Below are 15,009 nucleotides of genomic sequence, written 5' to 3'. Positions count from 1 at the left end.
GTCGTCCGGTTACGACCGTTGTCGGCCACGTTGCTGGCACATGTACTAGCCAATCTACGGGTTCACCGCAAGGCGTCGCCGCAGGGGCCCGGGCCGGGGTGGTGGACCGCGTCCCTGCGGACCCCAGGTTCCCCCCGACAGCCCGGGCACGCTCATCCGTACGGCTGGTTATCCACAGGCCGACCGGCCAGCTGACCGGTGAATCGCGGAGTTATCCACAGGCACATCCCCAGCCTGGTGATCCACGGTCACGGACCGTACCGCCGGGTAGTACCGGGCCTCAGTGGCCGAGACGGCGGCGGACCATGCCGACCACCTCGGTGATCTCGCCGATCCGCAGGGCCATCGCGAGGCCCAGGTAGGTCACGCCGATGACCGCGCCACCCACCACGAGCTGGATGACGGCCTCCACGCGGGTCGGCGTGTCATCGCCGGGGAGCACCTTGACCACCAGCAGACCGACCAGCGCCGCGCCGAGCGCCGCCACCAGCACCCGTCCGCTGGTCCGGGTGATCTCACCCAGGCCGATCCGACCGACCCGGGGGCGCAGCAGCCACGCGGAGCCGAGCGCGGCGGCCAGGTAGGAGACGGCGTTACCGATCATCATTCCCGCGCCGGCGAAGCTCGCCGAGAAGGCCACGAAGAGCACGATCTGCACGCCGATCCGCAGCGCCACCACCGGAATGTTGATCAGCGCCGGGGTACGGGTGTCCGGCAGCGCGTAGAAGGCGAAGGTGAAGAGCTGGCTCACCGCGAACGGGACCAGCGCCAGCGCGGCGGCGATCAGCACCACCGAGGTCGCGGTCGCGTTCTCGGCGTTGAACGCGCCGAACCGGAACAGGGTGAACGCGATCGGGGTCGCCAGGACGGCGTAGCAGACCGCGATCGGGGCGAGCACCGCGGTGACCGTCCGCGTGCCCCGGGACAGGTCGGCGGCGACGTCGGCGTACCGGCCGTCGGCGGCGGCGGCGCTCATCCGGGGCATCAGCGCGGTGATGATCGAGACGGCGATGATGCCGTGCGCGGTCATCAGCAGCAGGAACACGTTGTTGTAGATCAGTGGGCCGGCGGCGTTCTCCTCGCCCACCCGGTTCAGCAGGTTGAAGAGCACGATCAGGCCGACCTGGCTGACCGCGACGTAGCAGATCATCCAGGCCCCGAGCCGACCCAGCTCGCGCAGGCCGAGGGCCCGGAAGTCGAAGCGCATCTTCCAGCGGAACCCGACCTTGCGCAGCGCCGGTAGCAGGCCGACGGCCTGGATCGCGACGCCGAGCAGGGTGCCGCCACCGATCAGCGCGATCCGTCCGGCGGTCATGTCCTCCGGCTGGACGATCTTCGCCCCGAACACGGCGATGTAGAGGCCGGCGGTGCCGATGACCACCAGGTTGTTGAGGATCGGCGCCCACATCGGGGCGGCGAAGTGACCCCGGGTGTTGAGCACCGCGCTGATGAGCGCGCTCAAGCCGGAGAAGAAGATCATCGGCAGCGTCAGGTACGAGAGGTTGGTGACGAGGCCGGAGTAGCCCTCGGTCGACTCGCTGCCGCCGTAGAGCCAGGTCAGCGGTGATGCCAGGAGCACCGCGAGGACGGCGGCCGCGCCGAGCGCGAGCACCGCCAGGGTGAGCAGCCGCTGGGCGTACGCCTGGCCGCCGTCGGCGTCCGCCTTGCGCCGTCGAACCAGCACCGGGATCAGCACGCTGGTGAGGACGCCGCCCAGCAGGAACTCGTAGACCATCCCGGGCAGGATCTGGGCGGTCGTGTACGCGTTGCCGACGAACCCGCCGCCGAGCGCCGCCCCGATCACGAGGTTGCGGAGGAAACCGGTGCCCCGGCTGACCAGGCTGCCGATGGCCATCACGGCGCTGTTGGTGGCGGCGCTCGCCTCGGCGACCTGCTCCTGCGGCGGGGCCGTCGACTCGAACGCCGGCTGGTTCAGCGGCTCGGCCGAGATGAAGGTGGCCCCGTCGGCCGGCGGCTGCCCGCTGCCGTACCCGCCCGGGCCTCCGCCCTGTGCGGCGTTCGCGCTGCGGTAGAGCCCGCCGCTCATGTCCAGCCTCCCCGGGTACCTCGCCGGGCGCCCGCCCGCACGTCAGAAACCTTAGTCAACCCTGGCCCGTTACCCGCGCCCGGCGGAGGAGATCCCCACCCGGCCCGATAGGCTGGCGATCCCATGTCCGAAGCCTCCGCGTATCCCACCGCCGACCGCCGCGAACTCACCGCCGCGCAGCGCACCGCCGTCGCCGAACTGCTCCGGGTTTCCCCGGTCGCCGACGAGTTGGGCCGCCGGTTCGCCCGCGCGGGCCACGAACTGCACCTGGTGGGCGGTTCGGTGCGCGATGCCCTACTCGGCCGGCTCGGCGACGACCTCGACTTCTGCACCGACGCCCACCCCGACGAGACCCTGCGGATCGTCCGGGGCTGGGCGGAGGCGATCTGGGAGACGGGTCGGGAGTTCGGCACCATCGGCGCCCAGCGCGACGGGCTCCGGCTGGAGATCACCACGTTCCGGGCCGAGGCGTACGACCAGATCAGCCGCAACCCGGTGGTCGAGTACGGCACCAGCCTCACCGAGGACCTGAAGCGCCGGGACTTCACGATCAACGCGATGGCGGTGAGCCTCCCGGACCACCGGTTCACCGACCCGCACGGTGGGCTGGACGATCTCGCGGCCAAGGTGATCCGTACGCCCGCGACTCCCCACGAGTCGTTCCGGGACGACCCGCTGCGGATGCTGCGGGCCGCCCGGTTCGCCGCCCAGCTCCGCTTCGCGGTGCACCCCGACGTGCACGCCGCGATGACCGCGATGGCCGCCGACCTCGACCGGATCACCGCCGAGCGGATCCGCGACGAGTTCACCAAGCTGCTGTGCGGCGCCGACCCGATCACCGGGCTGCGCCTGCTGGTCGACACCGGCCTGGCCGAACGCTTCCTGCCCGAGCTGACCGGCCTCAAGCTGGAGATCGACGAGCACGCCCAGCACAAGGACGTCTACGAGCACACCCTCACCGTGGTCAGCAACGCGATGCGGTTCGAGGAGGAGGGCTGCGACTTCGTCCTGCGGATGGCCGCGCTGATGCACGACGTGGGCAAGCCGGGGACCAAGGCGGTCGGGTCGGACGGTCGGGTCAGCTTCCACCATCACGAGGTCGTCGGCGCCCGGCTGACCAAGGCCCGGATGAAGGCGCTGCGCTACCCGAAGGAGGTCACCTCCCAGGTCACCGCGCTGGTCGCGCTGCACCTGCGGTTCTACGGGTACGGCCGGGGCGAGTGGACCGACTCCGCGGTGCGCCGGTACGTCGCCGACGCCGGTGACCTGCTGTCCCGCCTGCACAAGCTGACCCGGTCGGACTGCACCACCCGCAACCGCCGCAAGGCCGCCCAGCTCGCTGCCGACTACGACGCGCTGGAGGAGCGGATCGCCCGGCTGGCCGCCGAGGAGGACCTGGCCCGGGTCCGCCCCGACCTCGACGGAAACGCGATCATGGAGCTGCTCGGCGTGCCGCCGGGGCCGGTGGTGGGCCGGGCCTGGAAGTACCTCAAGGAGCTGCGGCTGGAGCGCGGCCCGCTCGACCGCGACGAGGCAGAGGCGGAACTGCTCCGCTGGGCCCGCGACGAGGGCATCCGCGACTGACCGAAGCAGGACGGGCGCCACTCCCGAACCGGGAGCGGCGCCCGCCGTCGTACGTCAGCGGGTCTCGACGGCCGCGCCCTCGACGGACGGCTTGCCGTTCCCGGCGGCCGAGCCCAGCCGGGCGAGCAGCCCGGCCAGGTCGATGCCGGTGAGATCGCTGCCGAGTTGGAGGCCCTGCGCCACGTTGCCGGCCACCGACTTGGTCAGGGAGGAGGCCCCGTCGGTGGAGATGACCGTCATCTTGTCGATCGCGCCGATCGGGGCACTGGCGGCCTCGACCACCTGCGGCAGCACCTTCACCAGCAGGTCTAGGACGGCCGCCTCGCCGTACGCCGCGAACGCCTCCGCCTTGCGCGCCATCGCGTCGGCCTCGGCCTGACCGCGGGCGAGGATCGCGGCGGCCTCGGCCGCGCCCTCCCGCTCGACCGCCTCGGCGATCGCGGAGCGACGCCGCTGCTCGGCCTCACCCTCCTTGGCGCCTTCGATCGCGTTCGCCTCGGCGAGCGCGGCGCGCCGCGCCCGCTCACCCTCACCGGTGAGCCGGGACTGCTCGGCGGCCGCCTGGGCGGCGGCGATGACCGCCTGCCGCTGGGCGTCCGCGTTGAGGACCGCCGCGTTGCGGGCCGCCTCGGCCTCCTGCTCGACCTTGTACCGGGCGGCGTCGGCCGGCTTGCGCACCTCGGTGTCGAGCTGGCGCTGCTTCAGCTCGGCGTTGCGCTCGGCCACCTTCTGCTGTTCGGTGAGGATCGCCTGGTCCCGCTCGGCCTGCGCGAGCGGCCCGGCCGCCGCCGACTTCGCCTTCGCGGCGTCGATCTCGGCCTGGATGGCGGCCTGCTTGAGGGAGAGGTTCCGGTTCGCCTCGGCGATCGCCTCCTCGGCGAGCAGCCGTTCCTGCTCGGCCTGCTGGCGGGCCCGGGCCTCGGCGATCGCCGCGTCCTTGAGCACCCGGGCCGCCTCCGGCCGGCCCAGGTCCTGAAGGTAGGAGCCCTCGGCCAGGATGTCCTGGAGTTGGAAGGTGTCGAGCACCAGGCCCTGGTTGGTCATCGAGTGCTCGGCCTCCTCGGCGACCGCGCTGGCGAACGCCGCCCGGTCGCGGATGACCTCCTCGATGGTGAGCCGACCGACGATGGAGCGCAGCGCGCCGGCCAGCACCTCCCGGGTGAAGTTGTCAATCTCGTCCTGCTGGTGCAGGAAGCGCTGGGCGGCGGCCCGGATGGCGTCCTCGGTGCCGCCGACCTTGACGATCGCCACGCCGTGCAGGTCGGCCCGGATGCCCTGCTTGCTGACCGCGCCCCGGATCCCGACGTCGATCCGGCGGCTGGACAGGTCGAGGGACTGGAGTTTCTGCACCACCGGCAGGACGAAGACCGAGGCGCCCAGCACCACCTTCTGGCCGGACATGTCGGTCGAGCGGCCGCCGTCCGCGGTCTGGGTGGTCCGGCCCTTGCGGCCGGTGACGATGAACGCCTCGTTCGGCCCGGCCACCTTGATCCGGGACAGCACGAACATCACGAGGATGAGGACGAGGATGACCGCGCCGCCGATGGCGATGAGTAGGAGCATGCAGGTGTCCTGTCTGCGAAGGGGGTTGTTCAGTAGGTCTCGACGTGCACGCTGGTCTCGCTGAGCGCCTGGACGACGAAGATCTGGGCGCCGGCCGGGATGGCACGATCGGCGCGGGCGTTGAGCTTGACCGGCTGCCCGGCCAGCCGGATCCGGACCTCGCCGTAGCCGTCGACCGGCACCGGGGTCACCACCAGGCCCATCGCCCCGACCAGGTCGTCCCGGGTCGGCGTGGGGTCGGTGCGCATGTCGCGGGCGGCCCGGCTGAGGCGGGACGCCAGCCACGCGACGGGCACGGCGGCGAGGGCGCCGCCGGCGGTCGCTGCGGCGACCATTGCGGGCGTACGCCCACCGAGCAGCTCGTTGACGATCGCGGCACCGAAGCCGAACGAGCCGACGAAGGCGGCCACGGTCTCGGTCGACACCGGGCCGTCGACATCGGCCCCACCGAAGTGGAGCAGTTCGGTCCCGAGCAGGGCGAGTGCCAGCACCGCGACACCGGCCCCACCGACGATCAGGAAGAACAGCGTCCCCGTGGCCACGACCTGCACGGTATCGACGTCCCGCAACATTTCGATGATCCACTGGACGGCAAGATGATCTACCGACGCGCGGGCTGGCGCCTTGATCGAAAAGAGGACAGCGCAGGCAGCCCTCGGCGAGTTATGTTCTGCGCCGCCGGTTGATCGCTCCGGCCTGTGCACAACGAGAGGACCTGCCGTGGCCGTGGTGATCACGCTCTACATCCTCGGCTTGGCGCTGACCGCGCTCGTGCTGCTGGGCGTCGCCGTCACCTCCTTCGTCACCACGTCGTGGGTCGACCGCGTGCTGGCCGGCATCGGCGCCGTGCTCGCCGGCTCCTACGCCTATTACCTGCTGAGCGGCGGCGCGGGCTACGTCCTGTTCTTCGTCGTGGCGTTGCTGCTGCCCTTCTACGCCGGTCGCAAGTTGTACCTGGGCTTTCGTGACCGCGACCGCACCCGCGCCGAGCGGGCCGCCGCCGCTGCCGCGATCCGCGCAGCGGACGAATGGCGTTCGACCCGCCGTTGGTAGCCGGGCCGGCGGAGAAGTCGGCGACGGGGACAATGGCTGGATGCGCTGGACCGTGCTCGACTCACCGATCGGCGAGTTCTCCGTGGCCACCGACGGCACGAGCGTGTGCGGCACGCGCTTCGGCCGGGTGGACACAGCGGCCGACGAGCCCGGCGACGAGGTGTCCCGGCAGGCCGTCTCGGAGCTCCGGGCGTACTTCGCCGGTCAGCTGACCGACTTCACCGTGCCGGTGTCCATTCCGCGCGGCTCGGAGTTCGAGCGGGCGGTGTGGCAGGTGATGACCGAGATCCCCCACGGTGAGACGCTGACCTACGGCGAGGTGGCGCGACTGGTCGGCGATCCCGGGGCGGCACGGGCGGTCGGGGTGGCCTGCAACCGCAACCCGGTCCCGGTGATCGTGCCCTGCCACCGCATCGTGGGCGTCGGCGGCAAGCTGGTCGGCTTCGGCGGCGGCCTCGACCGCAAGGTTCACCTGCTGGAGCTGGAGGCCCGCGTCGCCCTGCAACGGGCCTGGTCCTGACGTTCGTCGATCTGGAGGGGGCGGCGGGCGACCGTGGCGAAGACACGGTTACCGACCGATCGGTCGATGCGAACCCGCCACCTACCAGTCATGATCTACCGGGTCACACATTTCCATTCCTCACGGGGGATTCATGACTGAGAAGCAGGACAAGAACGTCGACCGCCGCCAGTTGCTGCGGCGGGCCGGCACCGTCGCCGCCGGCGTGGCCGGGACGACGGTGGTCGGCGCCGCGATCGCGAGCCCCGCCCAGGCCGACCCCGGCCAGCCGGTGCTCCAGGGCGGCAACAACCTGGCAGGTGCGACCAGCACCTCGCTGACCAACACGTCGACCGGGCCGACGCTGCGGCTCGACAACACCAGCAGCACCGCCGAGGGCGACGCGTCGCTCTCCGGTCCGCCGCTGCAGCTGGTGCCCCGGGGCGACTACCTGAGCGACCAGTCCCCGGTCGGTTCGGTCGGCGTCGACGCTTACGGCAACTTCCAGGTCGTCTCCGTGCCCGGTTGGGTCGACTACCTCCACACGACCGGCAACTCGAACCGCATCGTGCCGATCACGCCGCAGCGCGTGGTCGACACCCGCACCGCGGCGGGCCGCTCCCGGATCGTGAACGCCTCGGGGACCACGCTCGACAGCTCGGGCCGGCTGCGCGACGGCCAGACCATCCACCTCGACCTGAGCGACTTCGTCTTCATCGGCGACGCGCTCTTCGGCAACCTCACGGTGACCAGCGCGGTCGCCTCCGGCTTCGTGCAGATCTTCCCGCACGGGGTCGCGCGTCCGCAGAACTTCTCGTCGATCAACTACCTGACCAACCAGGTGATCTCGAACTCGTTCATGTCGGGCATCGGCTACAACTTCGACTACATCTCCGTCTACGCCGCCCGGACGACCCACATCATCATCGACGCGGTGGCGTTCGTGGTCGGCATCGGCGGCGTCAACCCGGAGATCCTGCCCTACTCGGCCGACGCCAGCGCCCGCGCCAGCAAGTCGGCCGCCGCGAAGCGGGCCGAGCGGGCCAAGAACAGCTCGCCGAGCTGGAAGTGACCCCGTCGGCGTTGGGCTGAACATGGCGAAGGGCCGGGTCCGTTCGGACCCGGCCCTTCGGCCGTACTGGTGCCCAGCGCGTCAGCGCTCGACCTCGCCCTTGATGAAGGCCTCGACGGCGGCGTGCGCGTCGTGGTCGGCGTACTGCACGGGCGGGGACTTCATGAAGTACGACGACGCGGAGAGGATCGGGCCGCCGATCTTCCGGTCCAGCGCGATCTTCGCGGCGCGCACCGCGTCGATGATGACGCCGGCCGAGTTGGGGGAGTCCCAGACCTCCAGCTTGAGCTCGGCGTTCAGCGGGGTGTCACCGAACGAGCGGCCCTCCAGGCGGATGTAGGCCCACTTGCGGTCGTCCAGCCACGGCACGTGGTCCGACGGACCGATGTGCACGTCGCTCTTGCTCATCTCGTGCGGGATCTGGGAGGTCACCGACTGGGTCTTCGAGATCTTCTTCGAGACCAGGCGGTTGCGCTCCAGCATGTTCATGAAGTCCATGTTGCCGCCGAAGTTGAGCTGGTAGGTGCGCAGCAGCTCGACGCCGCGGTCCTCGAAGAGCTTCGCGAGGGCGCGGTGCACGATCGTCGCGCCGACCTGGCTCTTGATGTCGTCACCGACGATCGGCAGCCCGGCGTCGGTGAACTTCTGCGCCCACTCCGGGTCGGAGGCGATGAAGACCGGCAGGGCGTTCACGAACGCGCAGCCGGCGTCGATCGCGGCCTGGGCGTAGAACTTGTCGGCCTGCTCGGAACCGACCGGCAGGTAGGAGACAACGACGTCGACCTGGGCGTCGCGCAGCGCCTTGACCACGTCGACCGGGTCGGCGTCGGACTCCTGGATGATCTCCCGGTAGTACTGGCCCAGGCCGTCGAAGGTCGGGCCGCGCTGCACGGTGACGCCGGTCGGCGGCACGTCGCAGAGCTTGATGGTGTTGTTCTCGCTGGCGACGATCGCCTCCGCGAGGTCCATGCCCACCTTCTTGGCGTCGACGTCGAACGCCGCGACGAACTGCACGTCCGAGACGTGGTAGTCGCCGAAGGTGACGTGCATGAGACCCGGGACGCGATCGTTCGGGTCGGCGTTGCGGTAGTACTCAACGCCCTGCACGAGGGACGAGGCGCAGTTACCCACACCGACGATGGCGACGCGGACGGAGCCCATAGCGTCTGCCTCCTTCTTCTTTCATCACGGCCGCTCTGTCCTGGACTCTCCAGGCGGGGGCGGGCTGTTGTCTTCTCGTCGACCACCGGCCGTCCCGGCTCGCGGGACCGTCGGGGCTCGGCCGGAGCGCTCATTGGCGATGAGCTCCTCCAGCCAGCGGACCTCGCGCTCACAGGCCTCCAGGCCGTGGCGCTGCAGTTCCAGGGTGTAAGCGTCGAGGCGCTCGGCCGCTCGGCCCAGCACGTCGCGAAGCCCTTCGCGACGCTCCTCGATCTTTCGGCGGCGACCCTCCAGAATGCGCAGTCGGGTCGCCTGGTCGGTCCGGGCGAAGAACGCGAAGTGCACGCCGAAGCCCGTGTCGTCGTACGTCTCGGGCCCGGCCTGTGCGATCAGCTGGGCGAACCGCTCCTTGCCTTCCGCGGTGATTTTGTAGACCACCCGACCTCGTCGGCTGGTCAGCGCGGGAACCTCCTCGGCGGTGGCAGGTGTCTCGGCAGCTTCGGCGATCCACCCTTCCGCCTGCAGCCGACGCAGGGTCGGGTAGAGGGAGCCGTAACTTATCGCTGCCCGGATCGCCCCGAGCTTGGCGGTCAACTCCTTGCGCAGCTCATAGCCGTGCATCGGAGACTCCTGCAACAGGCCGAGGATGGCGAGCTCGAGCACTGGCCACCCTTCCTCTACCCTGAGTGCGGAGCGCTAACCGCCGCGATGTATCGGACCGATACATCGCACGCTAGCGGATCACCATGGCCAGGGCAAACCCCCTTCGCGAGATCCCGTCGTCACGGATCGTCACCGTGGTCGCCTCGCTCGGCCGGACCGCGTACCCTTCTCCGCATGCGTACGCAGCGCCAGGTCGTCGACTACTCGCTTCAGAAGCGAGCGGTGCTGCGTGAACTCCTGACCGGCCGGATCGGCACGTACGACGTCTGCGACGCCTCGCCGTACCTGAAGAACGCTGCTCGCTTCCACGGCGAGCCGACGGACGACCGGTGTCCGATCTGCCGGAGCGAGAATCTGACCCACGTCCACTACATTTACGGCGACGAACTCAAGCAGTCCGCCGGGCAGGCCCGCACGTTGGCGGAGTTGCCCGTGCTGGCGATGACACTGCGTGAGTTCCAGGTCTTCGTGGTGGAGGTGTGCCTCGGCTGTAACTGGAACCATCTCGTCGAGCAGTACCTGCTCGGCCGGGACGGGTTGGCCGGTGGCGTGGACGCCGCGGCGGAGCCGGGCGCTGGCAGTGACACCTCCGCCGGTCCCGCTTCGACGAGGCGAAGGCGAGAGGCGCAACGGTGAACCCAGCCCGACCGGCCGGCCCCGACGCCGTGCAGGACCGCTGGGACGGGCGAGGGTCATTTGGTCTGATTGGCCCGATTGATTCGGAATCGTACGCGTGCGGATCCGCCGCTCTCGCGGCCGCGCGTGAAACAGCTCACGGCAACCCGGTGGCGGCGCAGCGGCGCCCCACCGCGACCGGCAGGGTGTGAGGAATGAACTCGTACGGCGATCCCAGTTCGCATGGGCGGGCCCAGATCCCGAACCCGAGCGGTGACCGCGGACGGGGGGCGGAGGACCCGTACCGCCGGCCCGACGGCGACGCGCGCGGCGACGGCTGGGCGGCTCAGGACGGCTCGGCCTCCGCCGGACGCGCCTCGGTGGCGCCACGCGGCTCCGCCTCGGGCGGACGGGCCTCGGTTCCGCCACGGGGTGGCAGCGCCTCCGGGTCGGCGTCTGTCGGCTCGGCATCGGTCGGCTCGGCCTCCGTCGGCCGACCCGGACGCGCGTCGGTGCCGGTCTCCCCGGCCTCCGGCGGGGCACCCGGGCGCGCGTCGGTGCCGGTCTCCCCGGCCGGCCCGGCCGGTCGGGCGTCGGTCGGCGCGGCGTCCGTCGGTGCCCCGTCCGGCCGGGCGAGCGTCGGCTCCGCCTCGGTCGGCGGCCGCGCGTCGGTCGCCCGGGCCAGCGTGCCTGGGCAGCCAGGCGGACCGGGCGGCCCGGGCGGCCCTGCCGGGCCGGGTCGTGGCGGCCGTGGCGGCACCGGAGACCCGCGCAAGCGCAAGCGGATCAACATGATCATCGCTGGTTTCGCGGTCTTCATCATGCTCGCCGGGCTGGGCGTCGTCGGCTTCACGTACTACTCCACCAACGTGGTGCTGCCCGACGAGATCACGCCGCCGCAGGCGACCACCATCTACGCCTTCGACAACAAGACGATCATCGCGAAGGTCGGCCAGGAGAACCGCACGCTGGTCACCATCGACAAGATCCCGCAGTTCGTCCAGGACGCGGTGGCGGCCGCCGAGGACCGGAACTTCTACCGGCACTCCGGCGTGGACTACAAGGGCATCGTCCGTGCCGCCTGGAACAACTTCACCGGCGGCGACAAGCAGGGCGCCTCGACGATCACTCAGCAGTACGCGCGCAACGCGTACGACAACCTGAAGGACGACACCTACGCCCGGAAGGTGAAGGAGGCGATCCTCGCCTCCAAGCTGAACGACGAGTACACCAAGCCGCAGATCATGCAGCACTACCTCAACGTGATCTACTTCGGCCGTGGCGCGTACGGCATCCAGGCCGCCGCGCAGACGTACTTCGGCAAGGACATCGACAAGGTCACCCCGGCCGAGGGCGCGGTGCTCGCGGCGCTGATCAAGCAGCCCGAGCCGAGCGCCTCCCACAAGGGCTACGATCCGGCGATCAACCCGACGGACGCCAAGGGCCGCTGGGACTACGTCATCGGCGGCATGATCCAGGAGGGGTGGCTCAACGCCCCCGGGAAGCCGCAGGCGCCGACCGAATACCCGAGCAAGACGTTGAAGGCCCCGAAGAAGGGCGGCATCGGCGTCGACTACGGCGTCAACACCCCGTACGGCAACGTGATCAACTACGTGCGGGAGGAGATGAAGGAGAAGGGCATCTGCGTCGACAACGACGCCGAGGTGACCGACAAGAAGCCGCTCTGCTCCCAGGCGCTGATGTCCGGCGGCTACCGGATCCGCACCACCATCGACACCAAGATCCAGAAGGCGGCGCTCGAGGTCGCCCAGCGCAGGACCAAGGGTTCGGAGCTCGACGGCCAGCCCTCGAACCTGATGGCCGCGGTGGTCGCGATCGATCCCAAGACCGGTCGCGTGGTCGCCTACTACGGCGGTGACACCGGCGTCGGCACCGACTACGCCGGCAAGAACGTCGACACCGCCGGCAACCTGTCCGGCGGTCACTCGCCCGGCTCCAGCTTCAAGATCTACACCTTGGCGGCGGCTCTGAAGGCGGGCAAGGCCATCGAGTCCCGGTGGAAGGGCCGGGCCTTCACGCCCGAGGGCACCAAGTTCAAGGTCAGCAACGCGGGCACCGACAATCCGTCGTGCGGCAACTCCTGCACGCTCGAGGTCTCCACGCTGAAGTCGCTGAACGTGCCGTTCTACTACGTCACCCAGGAGATCGGCCCGGACAAGGTCATCGACATGGCCAAGTCCGCCGGTGTCACGACGATGTGGCGTACGGACACCAACCCGGCCAAGCCGTACGACCTGACGAAGACCGACCCGAAGGACATCGCGCCGTCGCCGTTCTTCCACGTGGTCGGCTACGGCCAGTACCCGATCACCGTGCTCGACCACGCCAACGGCGTCGCCACCTTCGCCAACGAGGGCGTCTACAACAAGGCCCACTTCCTCTACTCGGTCGAGAAGCAGAACGAGACGACCGGCAAGTGGGAGAAGGTCGGCGGCGAGAAGCTCAAGCCGGAACGGCGGATCGAGAAGGACGTCGTCGCCGACGTGACCGCGGTCCTGGAGAAGTACCCCGGGCAGGTCAACCACCGGCTCGAGGGTGGCCGCAAGGCCGCGTCCAAGACCGGTACCTGGGAGCAGAAGGAGAACAGCCCGGAGAACGGCGACGCGTGGATGGTCGGCTACACGCCGCAGCTCGCCACCGCCGTCTGGGTCGGCAACGTCAAGGAGCGCAAGCCGCTCAAGTTGAAGAACGGCACCCGGATCAGCGGCGGTAACCTGCCCGGCGAGATCTGGGAACGCTTCATGGACGAGGCGCTCAAGGGCAAGGAGAAGCTGGACTTCCTGCCTCCGTCGAAGATGGGTGACCCGGACTCCGGCAACGGCGAGGCGCCCCCGCCGCCCACCCCGCCGGCGTGCAACGACCCCCTCGGTCTGCTCTGTCCACCGAACAATGGCGGCACCCCCGGGGGCGGTAATCCCGGGGGCGGTAATCCCGGCGGCGGTAACCCCGGGACCCTCCCCTTCGATCCACGGCCGGGCGGCGGTAACGGCGGTGGCGGCGGCGGGCTGCTACCCACCACCAGACCGGAGACCGACTGAATCTCTGACGCCCTGTGACGCCGCCGGCGGCCGGACCACCATCCGGCCGCCGGCGGCGTCTCGCGTACCGACATGTCGGGCCAGGACAGGACGCGGGGGCGGGGCGTACGGCAGGATGCCTCTTCATGAGCACCCAGTCGACGTCCGGCCTCGACGACGCCCCCACCACCGACCACCCGTCCCGCTCGGACGGCTTCGTCCGCGGGATCTCCGGCGTGATCGGCGGCCCCCTGGGTGACCACGCGGTCGCCCTGGACCGGCCGGCGGGCCGGGAACGGCGTTTCTGGACGGCGGCCCGGATCGTGCTGGCCCTCGCCTGCCTGGCGCTCGCGCTGCACTGGGTGCAGAAGTCTCCCTGCCAGGACGGCGCGTGGCAGAACAACGTGCAGTACACCCGCTTCTGCTACACCGACGTGCTCGCCCTCTACTACGCCGAAGGGCTGAACGAGGGCAAGGTCCCCTACCGCGACCACCCGGTCGAGTACCCGGTCCTGACCGGCTACTTCATGGGCGCGCTCGGCCTGCCCGTGCACGAGCTGGGCGTCGACGACCCGAGCATCAACCAGGGCCGGTGGTTCTACAACCTGAACGCGCTGGTGCTCGGCGCGCTCGGGGTGGCCACCGTCGCGGTGATCCTCGCGCTGCGCCGCCGCCGACCGTGGGACGCCGCGCTCTTCGCCCTGTCGCCCGCGCTGATCCTCACCGCCACCGTCAACTGGGACCTGCTCGCCGTCGGCCTCGCCGCGTTCGGGCTGCTCGCCTGGGCGAAACGACGACCCCTGGTCGCCGGCCTGCTACTGGGGCTCGCCGGGGCGGCGAAGCTGTGGCCGCTGTTCCTGCTCGGCCCGATCCTGATCCTCGCGCTGCGGGCGAGCCGGCTGCGCGCCGCGTTCACGGCGGTCGCCTCGGCCGCCGTGGCGGTGGTCGCCGTGAACCTGCCCGCCGCGGTGCCGTACTGGGAGAACTGGGACCGTTTCTTCGAGCTCAACAGCAGCCGGGCGATCGACTGGGGGACGCTCTGGTACATCGGCCGCTACCTGGACGGCCGGGTGGGCGGCAGCGGAGACCTGGGCCCGTTCGAGTGGCTGAACGCGAACATCCCCACCCTCAACCTGCTGTCGTACGCCCTCTTCGGGCTCGCCTGCCTCGGCGTCGCCGCGCTGGCGCTGCTCGCCCCGCGCCGCCCCCGGCTCGCCCAGCTCGGCTTCCTCGTTGTCGCGGCGTTCCTGATCTTCAGCAAGGTGTGGTCCCAGCAGTTCGTGCTCTGGTTGCTGCCGCTGGCGGTGCTCGCCCGGCCGAGGTGGGGCGCCTTCCTGGCCTGGCAGCTGGCCGAGGTCTGCTACTTCGCGGCGTTCTACGGCGAACTGCTCGGCGCGTCCACCGGCCGGCCGGTCTTCCCCGAGGGCGTCTTCGTGCTCGCCTCCACGCTGCGGCTCGTCACCGTCGTGGTGCTCTGTGGGCTGATCGTGCGCGACATCCTGCACCCCGACCGCGACGCCGTACGCGCCACCTACCTCGACGACCCGGACGGTGGCGTGCTCGACGGCGCGCCGGACGCGCCGTGGTGGGACCGCTGGCGACGGCGTTCCGCGCTACCCGCCGAGCCGCTGTCGGTAACAGGCTGAGCCGTCGCCGATCGCCGGATCAGCCCACGCCGGATGCGCGCGGGCCGAGCCCGTGTCAGCCGGGCGCG

Annotated in this window: 13 protein-coding genes; 7 read left to right on the top strand and 6 right to left on the bottom strand. The window is 70.6% G+C overall.

The features are described from left to right. Nucleotides 1-280: 280 nt before the first annotated feature. Nucleotides 281-2,047, bottom strand: coding sequence for a murein biosynthesis integral membrane protein MurJ (gene murJ / locus ACIBTV_RS17135; RefSeq protein ID WP_396705879.1), 1,767 nt, complete (start codon nt 2,045-2,047; stop codon nt 281-283). Between the two features lie 123 nt (nt 2,048-2,170). Between murJ and ACIBTV_RS17130 the strand changes: the two genes are divergently transcribed. Next, nucleotides 2,171-3,631 (top strand): CCA tRNA nucleotidyltransferase, encoded by a 1,461-nt coding sequence (locus tag ACIBTV_RS17130; RefSeq protein WP_396705877.1) that lies wholly within the window; start codon nt 2,171-2,173, stop codon nt 3,629-3,631. Nucleotides 3,632-3,685: 54 nt separating this feature from the next. Here the strand turns inward: ACIBTV_RS17130 and ACIBTV_RS17125 are convergent, their stop codons facing one another. Then, on the bottom strand, nt 3,686-5,194 hold the full coding sequence (locus ACIBTV_RS17125) for a flotillin family protein (protein ID WP_396705875.1): 1,509 nt from the start codon (nt 5,192-5,194) through the stop codon (nt 3,686-3,688). Nucleotides 5,195-5,223: 29 nt separating this feature from the next. Further along, nucleotides 5,224-5,766 (bottom strand): hypothetical protein, encoded by a 543-nt coding sequence (locus tag ACIBTV_RS17120; protein WP_396705873.1) that lies wholly within the window; start codon nt 5,764-5,766, stop codon nt 5,224-5,226. Between the two features lie 148 nt (nt 5,767-5,914). On the opposite strand from ACIBTV_RS17120, the gene ACIBTV_RS17115 reads away from it, so the two are divergent. The 3 genes from ACIBTV_RS17115 to ACIBTV_RS17105 all read left to right on the top strand — a co-directional run bounded on the left by ACIBTV_RS17115 (nt 5,915) and on the right by ACIBTV_RS17105 (nt 7,818). After that, a complete protein-coding gene (locus ACIBTV_RS17115; RefSeq protein WP_396705871.1) occupies nt 5,915-6,247 on the top strand; it encodes a hypothetical protein in 333 nt (110 codons plus the stop codon). 40 nt (nt 6,248-6,287) lie between these two features. Beyond that, nucleotides 6,288-6,767: a methylated-DNA--[protein]-cysteine S-methyltransferase gene (locus ACIBTV_RS17110; protein WP_396705870.1), complete on the top strand. Its 480-nt coding sequence runs from the start codon at nt 6,288-6,290 to the stop codon at nt 6,765-6,767. A 133-nt stretch (nt 6,768-6,900) separates the two neighbouring features. After that, nucleotides 6,901-7,818 (top strand): hypothetical protein, encoded by a 918-nt coding sequence (locus tag ACIBTV_RS17105; protein WP_396705868.1) that lies wholly within the window; start codon nt 6,901-6,903, stop codon nt 7,816-7,818. 81 nt (nt 7,819-7,899) lie between these two features. Here the strand turns inward: ACIBTV_RS17105 and ACIBTV_RS17100 are convergent, their stop codons facing one another. Both ACIBTV_RS17100 and ACIBTV_RS17095 read right to left on the bottom strand, forming a co-directional pair. Further along, nucleotides 7,900-8,979 carry an inositol-3-phosphate synthase gene (locus tag ACIBTV_RS17100; RefSeq protein WP_396705866.1) on the bottom strand — a complete coding sequence of 360 codons (1,080 nt, stop codon included), beginning with the start codon at nt 8,977-8,979 and terminating at the stop codon, nt 7,900-7,902. A gap of 24 nt (nt 8,980-9,003) precedes the next feature. Then, nucleotides 9,004-9,642: a PadR family transcriptional regulator gene (locus ACIBTV_RS17095; protein ID WP_396705864.1), complete on the bottom strand. Its 639-nt coding sequence runs from the start codon at nt 9,640-9,642 to the stop codon at nt 9,004-9,006. Between the two features lie 174 nt (nt 9,643-9,816). Here ACIBTV_RS17095 and ACIBTV_RS17090 point away from each other — a divergent pair, with 174 nt between their 5' ends. After that, nucleotides 9,817-10,278 (top strand): DUF5318 domain-containing protein, encoded by a 462-nt coding sequence (locus tag ACIBTV_RS17090; protein WP_396705862.1) that lies wholly within the window; start codon nt 9,817-9,819, stop codon nt 10,276-10,278. A gap of 325 nt (nt 10,279-10,603) precedes the next feature. Here the strand turns inward: ACIBTV_RS17090 and ACIBTV_RS17085 are convergent, their stop codons facing one another. Beyond that, nucleotides 10,604-11,017, bottom strand: coding sequence for a hypothetical protein (locus tag ACIBTV_RS17085; RefSeq protein WP_396705861.1), 414 nt, complete (start codon nt 11,015-11,017; stop codon nt 10,604-10,606). A gap of 31 nt (nt 11,018-11,048) precedes the next feature. Between ACIBTV_RS17085 and ACIBTV_RS17080 the strand changes: the two genes are divergently transcribed. After that, entirely contained in the window at nt 11,049-13,316 is a 2,268-nt protein-coding gene (locus ACIBTV_RS17080) for a transglycosylase domain-containing protein (protein WP_396705859.1), read from the top strand. Nucleotides 13,317-13,441: 125 nt separating this feature from the next. After that, a complete protein-coding gene (locus ACIBTV_RS17075) occupies nt 13,442-14,941 on the top strand; it encodes a glycosyltransferase family 87 protein (RefSeq protein ID WP_396705857.1) in 1,500 nt (499 codons plus the stop codon). The last annotated feature ends 68 nt before the right edge of the window (nt 14,942-15,009 follow it).

This window comes from Micromonospora sp. NPDC049366 (genome assembly GCF_044466625.1).
GTDB lineage: Bacteria > Actinomycetota > Actinomycetes > Mycobacteriales > Micromonosporaceae > Micromonospora.
This window is presented reverse-complemented; position numbering and strand designations above follow the sequence as displayed.

Excerpts from the sequence above, each read along its gene's own strand:
- murJ (WP_396705879.1), bottom strand. The coding sequence starts at position 2,047 with ATGAGCGGCGGGCTCTACCGCAGCGCGAACGCCGCACAGGGCGGAGGC.
- ACIBTV_RS17130 (WP_396705877.1), top strand. The coding sequence starts at position 2,171 with ATGTCCGAAGCCTCCGCGTATCCCACCGCCGACCGCCGCGAACTCACC.
- ACIBTV_RS17125 (WP_396705875.1), bottom strand. The coding sequence starts at position 5,194 with ATGCTCCTACTCATCGCCATCGGCGGCGCGGTCATCCTCGTCCTCATC.
- ACIBTV_RS17120 (WP_396705873.1), bottom strand. The coding sequence starts at position 5,766 with ATGTTGCGGGACGTCGATACCGTGCAGGTCGTGGCCACGGGGACGCTG.
- ACIBTV_RS17110 (WP_396705870.1), top strand. The coding sequence starts at position 6,288 with ATGCGCTGGACCGTGCTCGACTCACCGATCGGCGAGTTCTCCGTGGCC.
- ACIBTV_RS17105 (WP_396705868.1), top strand. The coding sequence starts at position 6,901 with ATGACTGAGAAGCAGGACAAGAACGTCGACCGCCGCCAGTTGCTGCGG.
- ACIBTV_RS17100 (WP_396705866.1), bottom strand. The coding sequence starts at position 8,979 with ATGGGCTCCGTCCGCGTCGCCATCGTCGGTGTGGGTAACTGCGCCTCG.
- ACIBTV_RS17090 (WP_396705862.1), top strand. The coding sequence starts at position 9,817 with ATGCGTACGCAGCGCCAGGTCGTCGACTACTCGCTTCAGAAGCGAGCG.
- ACIBTV_RS17080 (WP_396705859.1), top strand. The coding sequence starts at position 11,049 with ATGATCATCGCTGGTTTCGCGGTCTTCATCATGCTCGCCGGGCTGGGC.
- ACIBTV_RS17075 (WP_396705857.1), top strand. The coding sequence starts at position 13,442 with ATGAGCACCCAGTCGACGTCCGGCCTCGACGACGCCCCCACCACCGAC.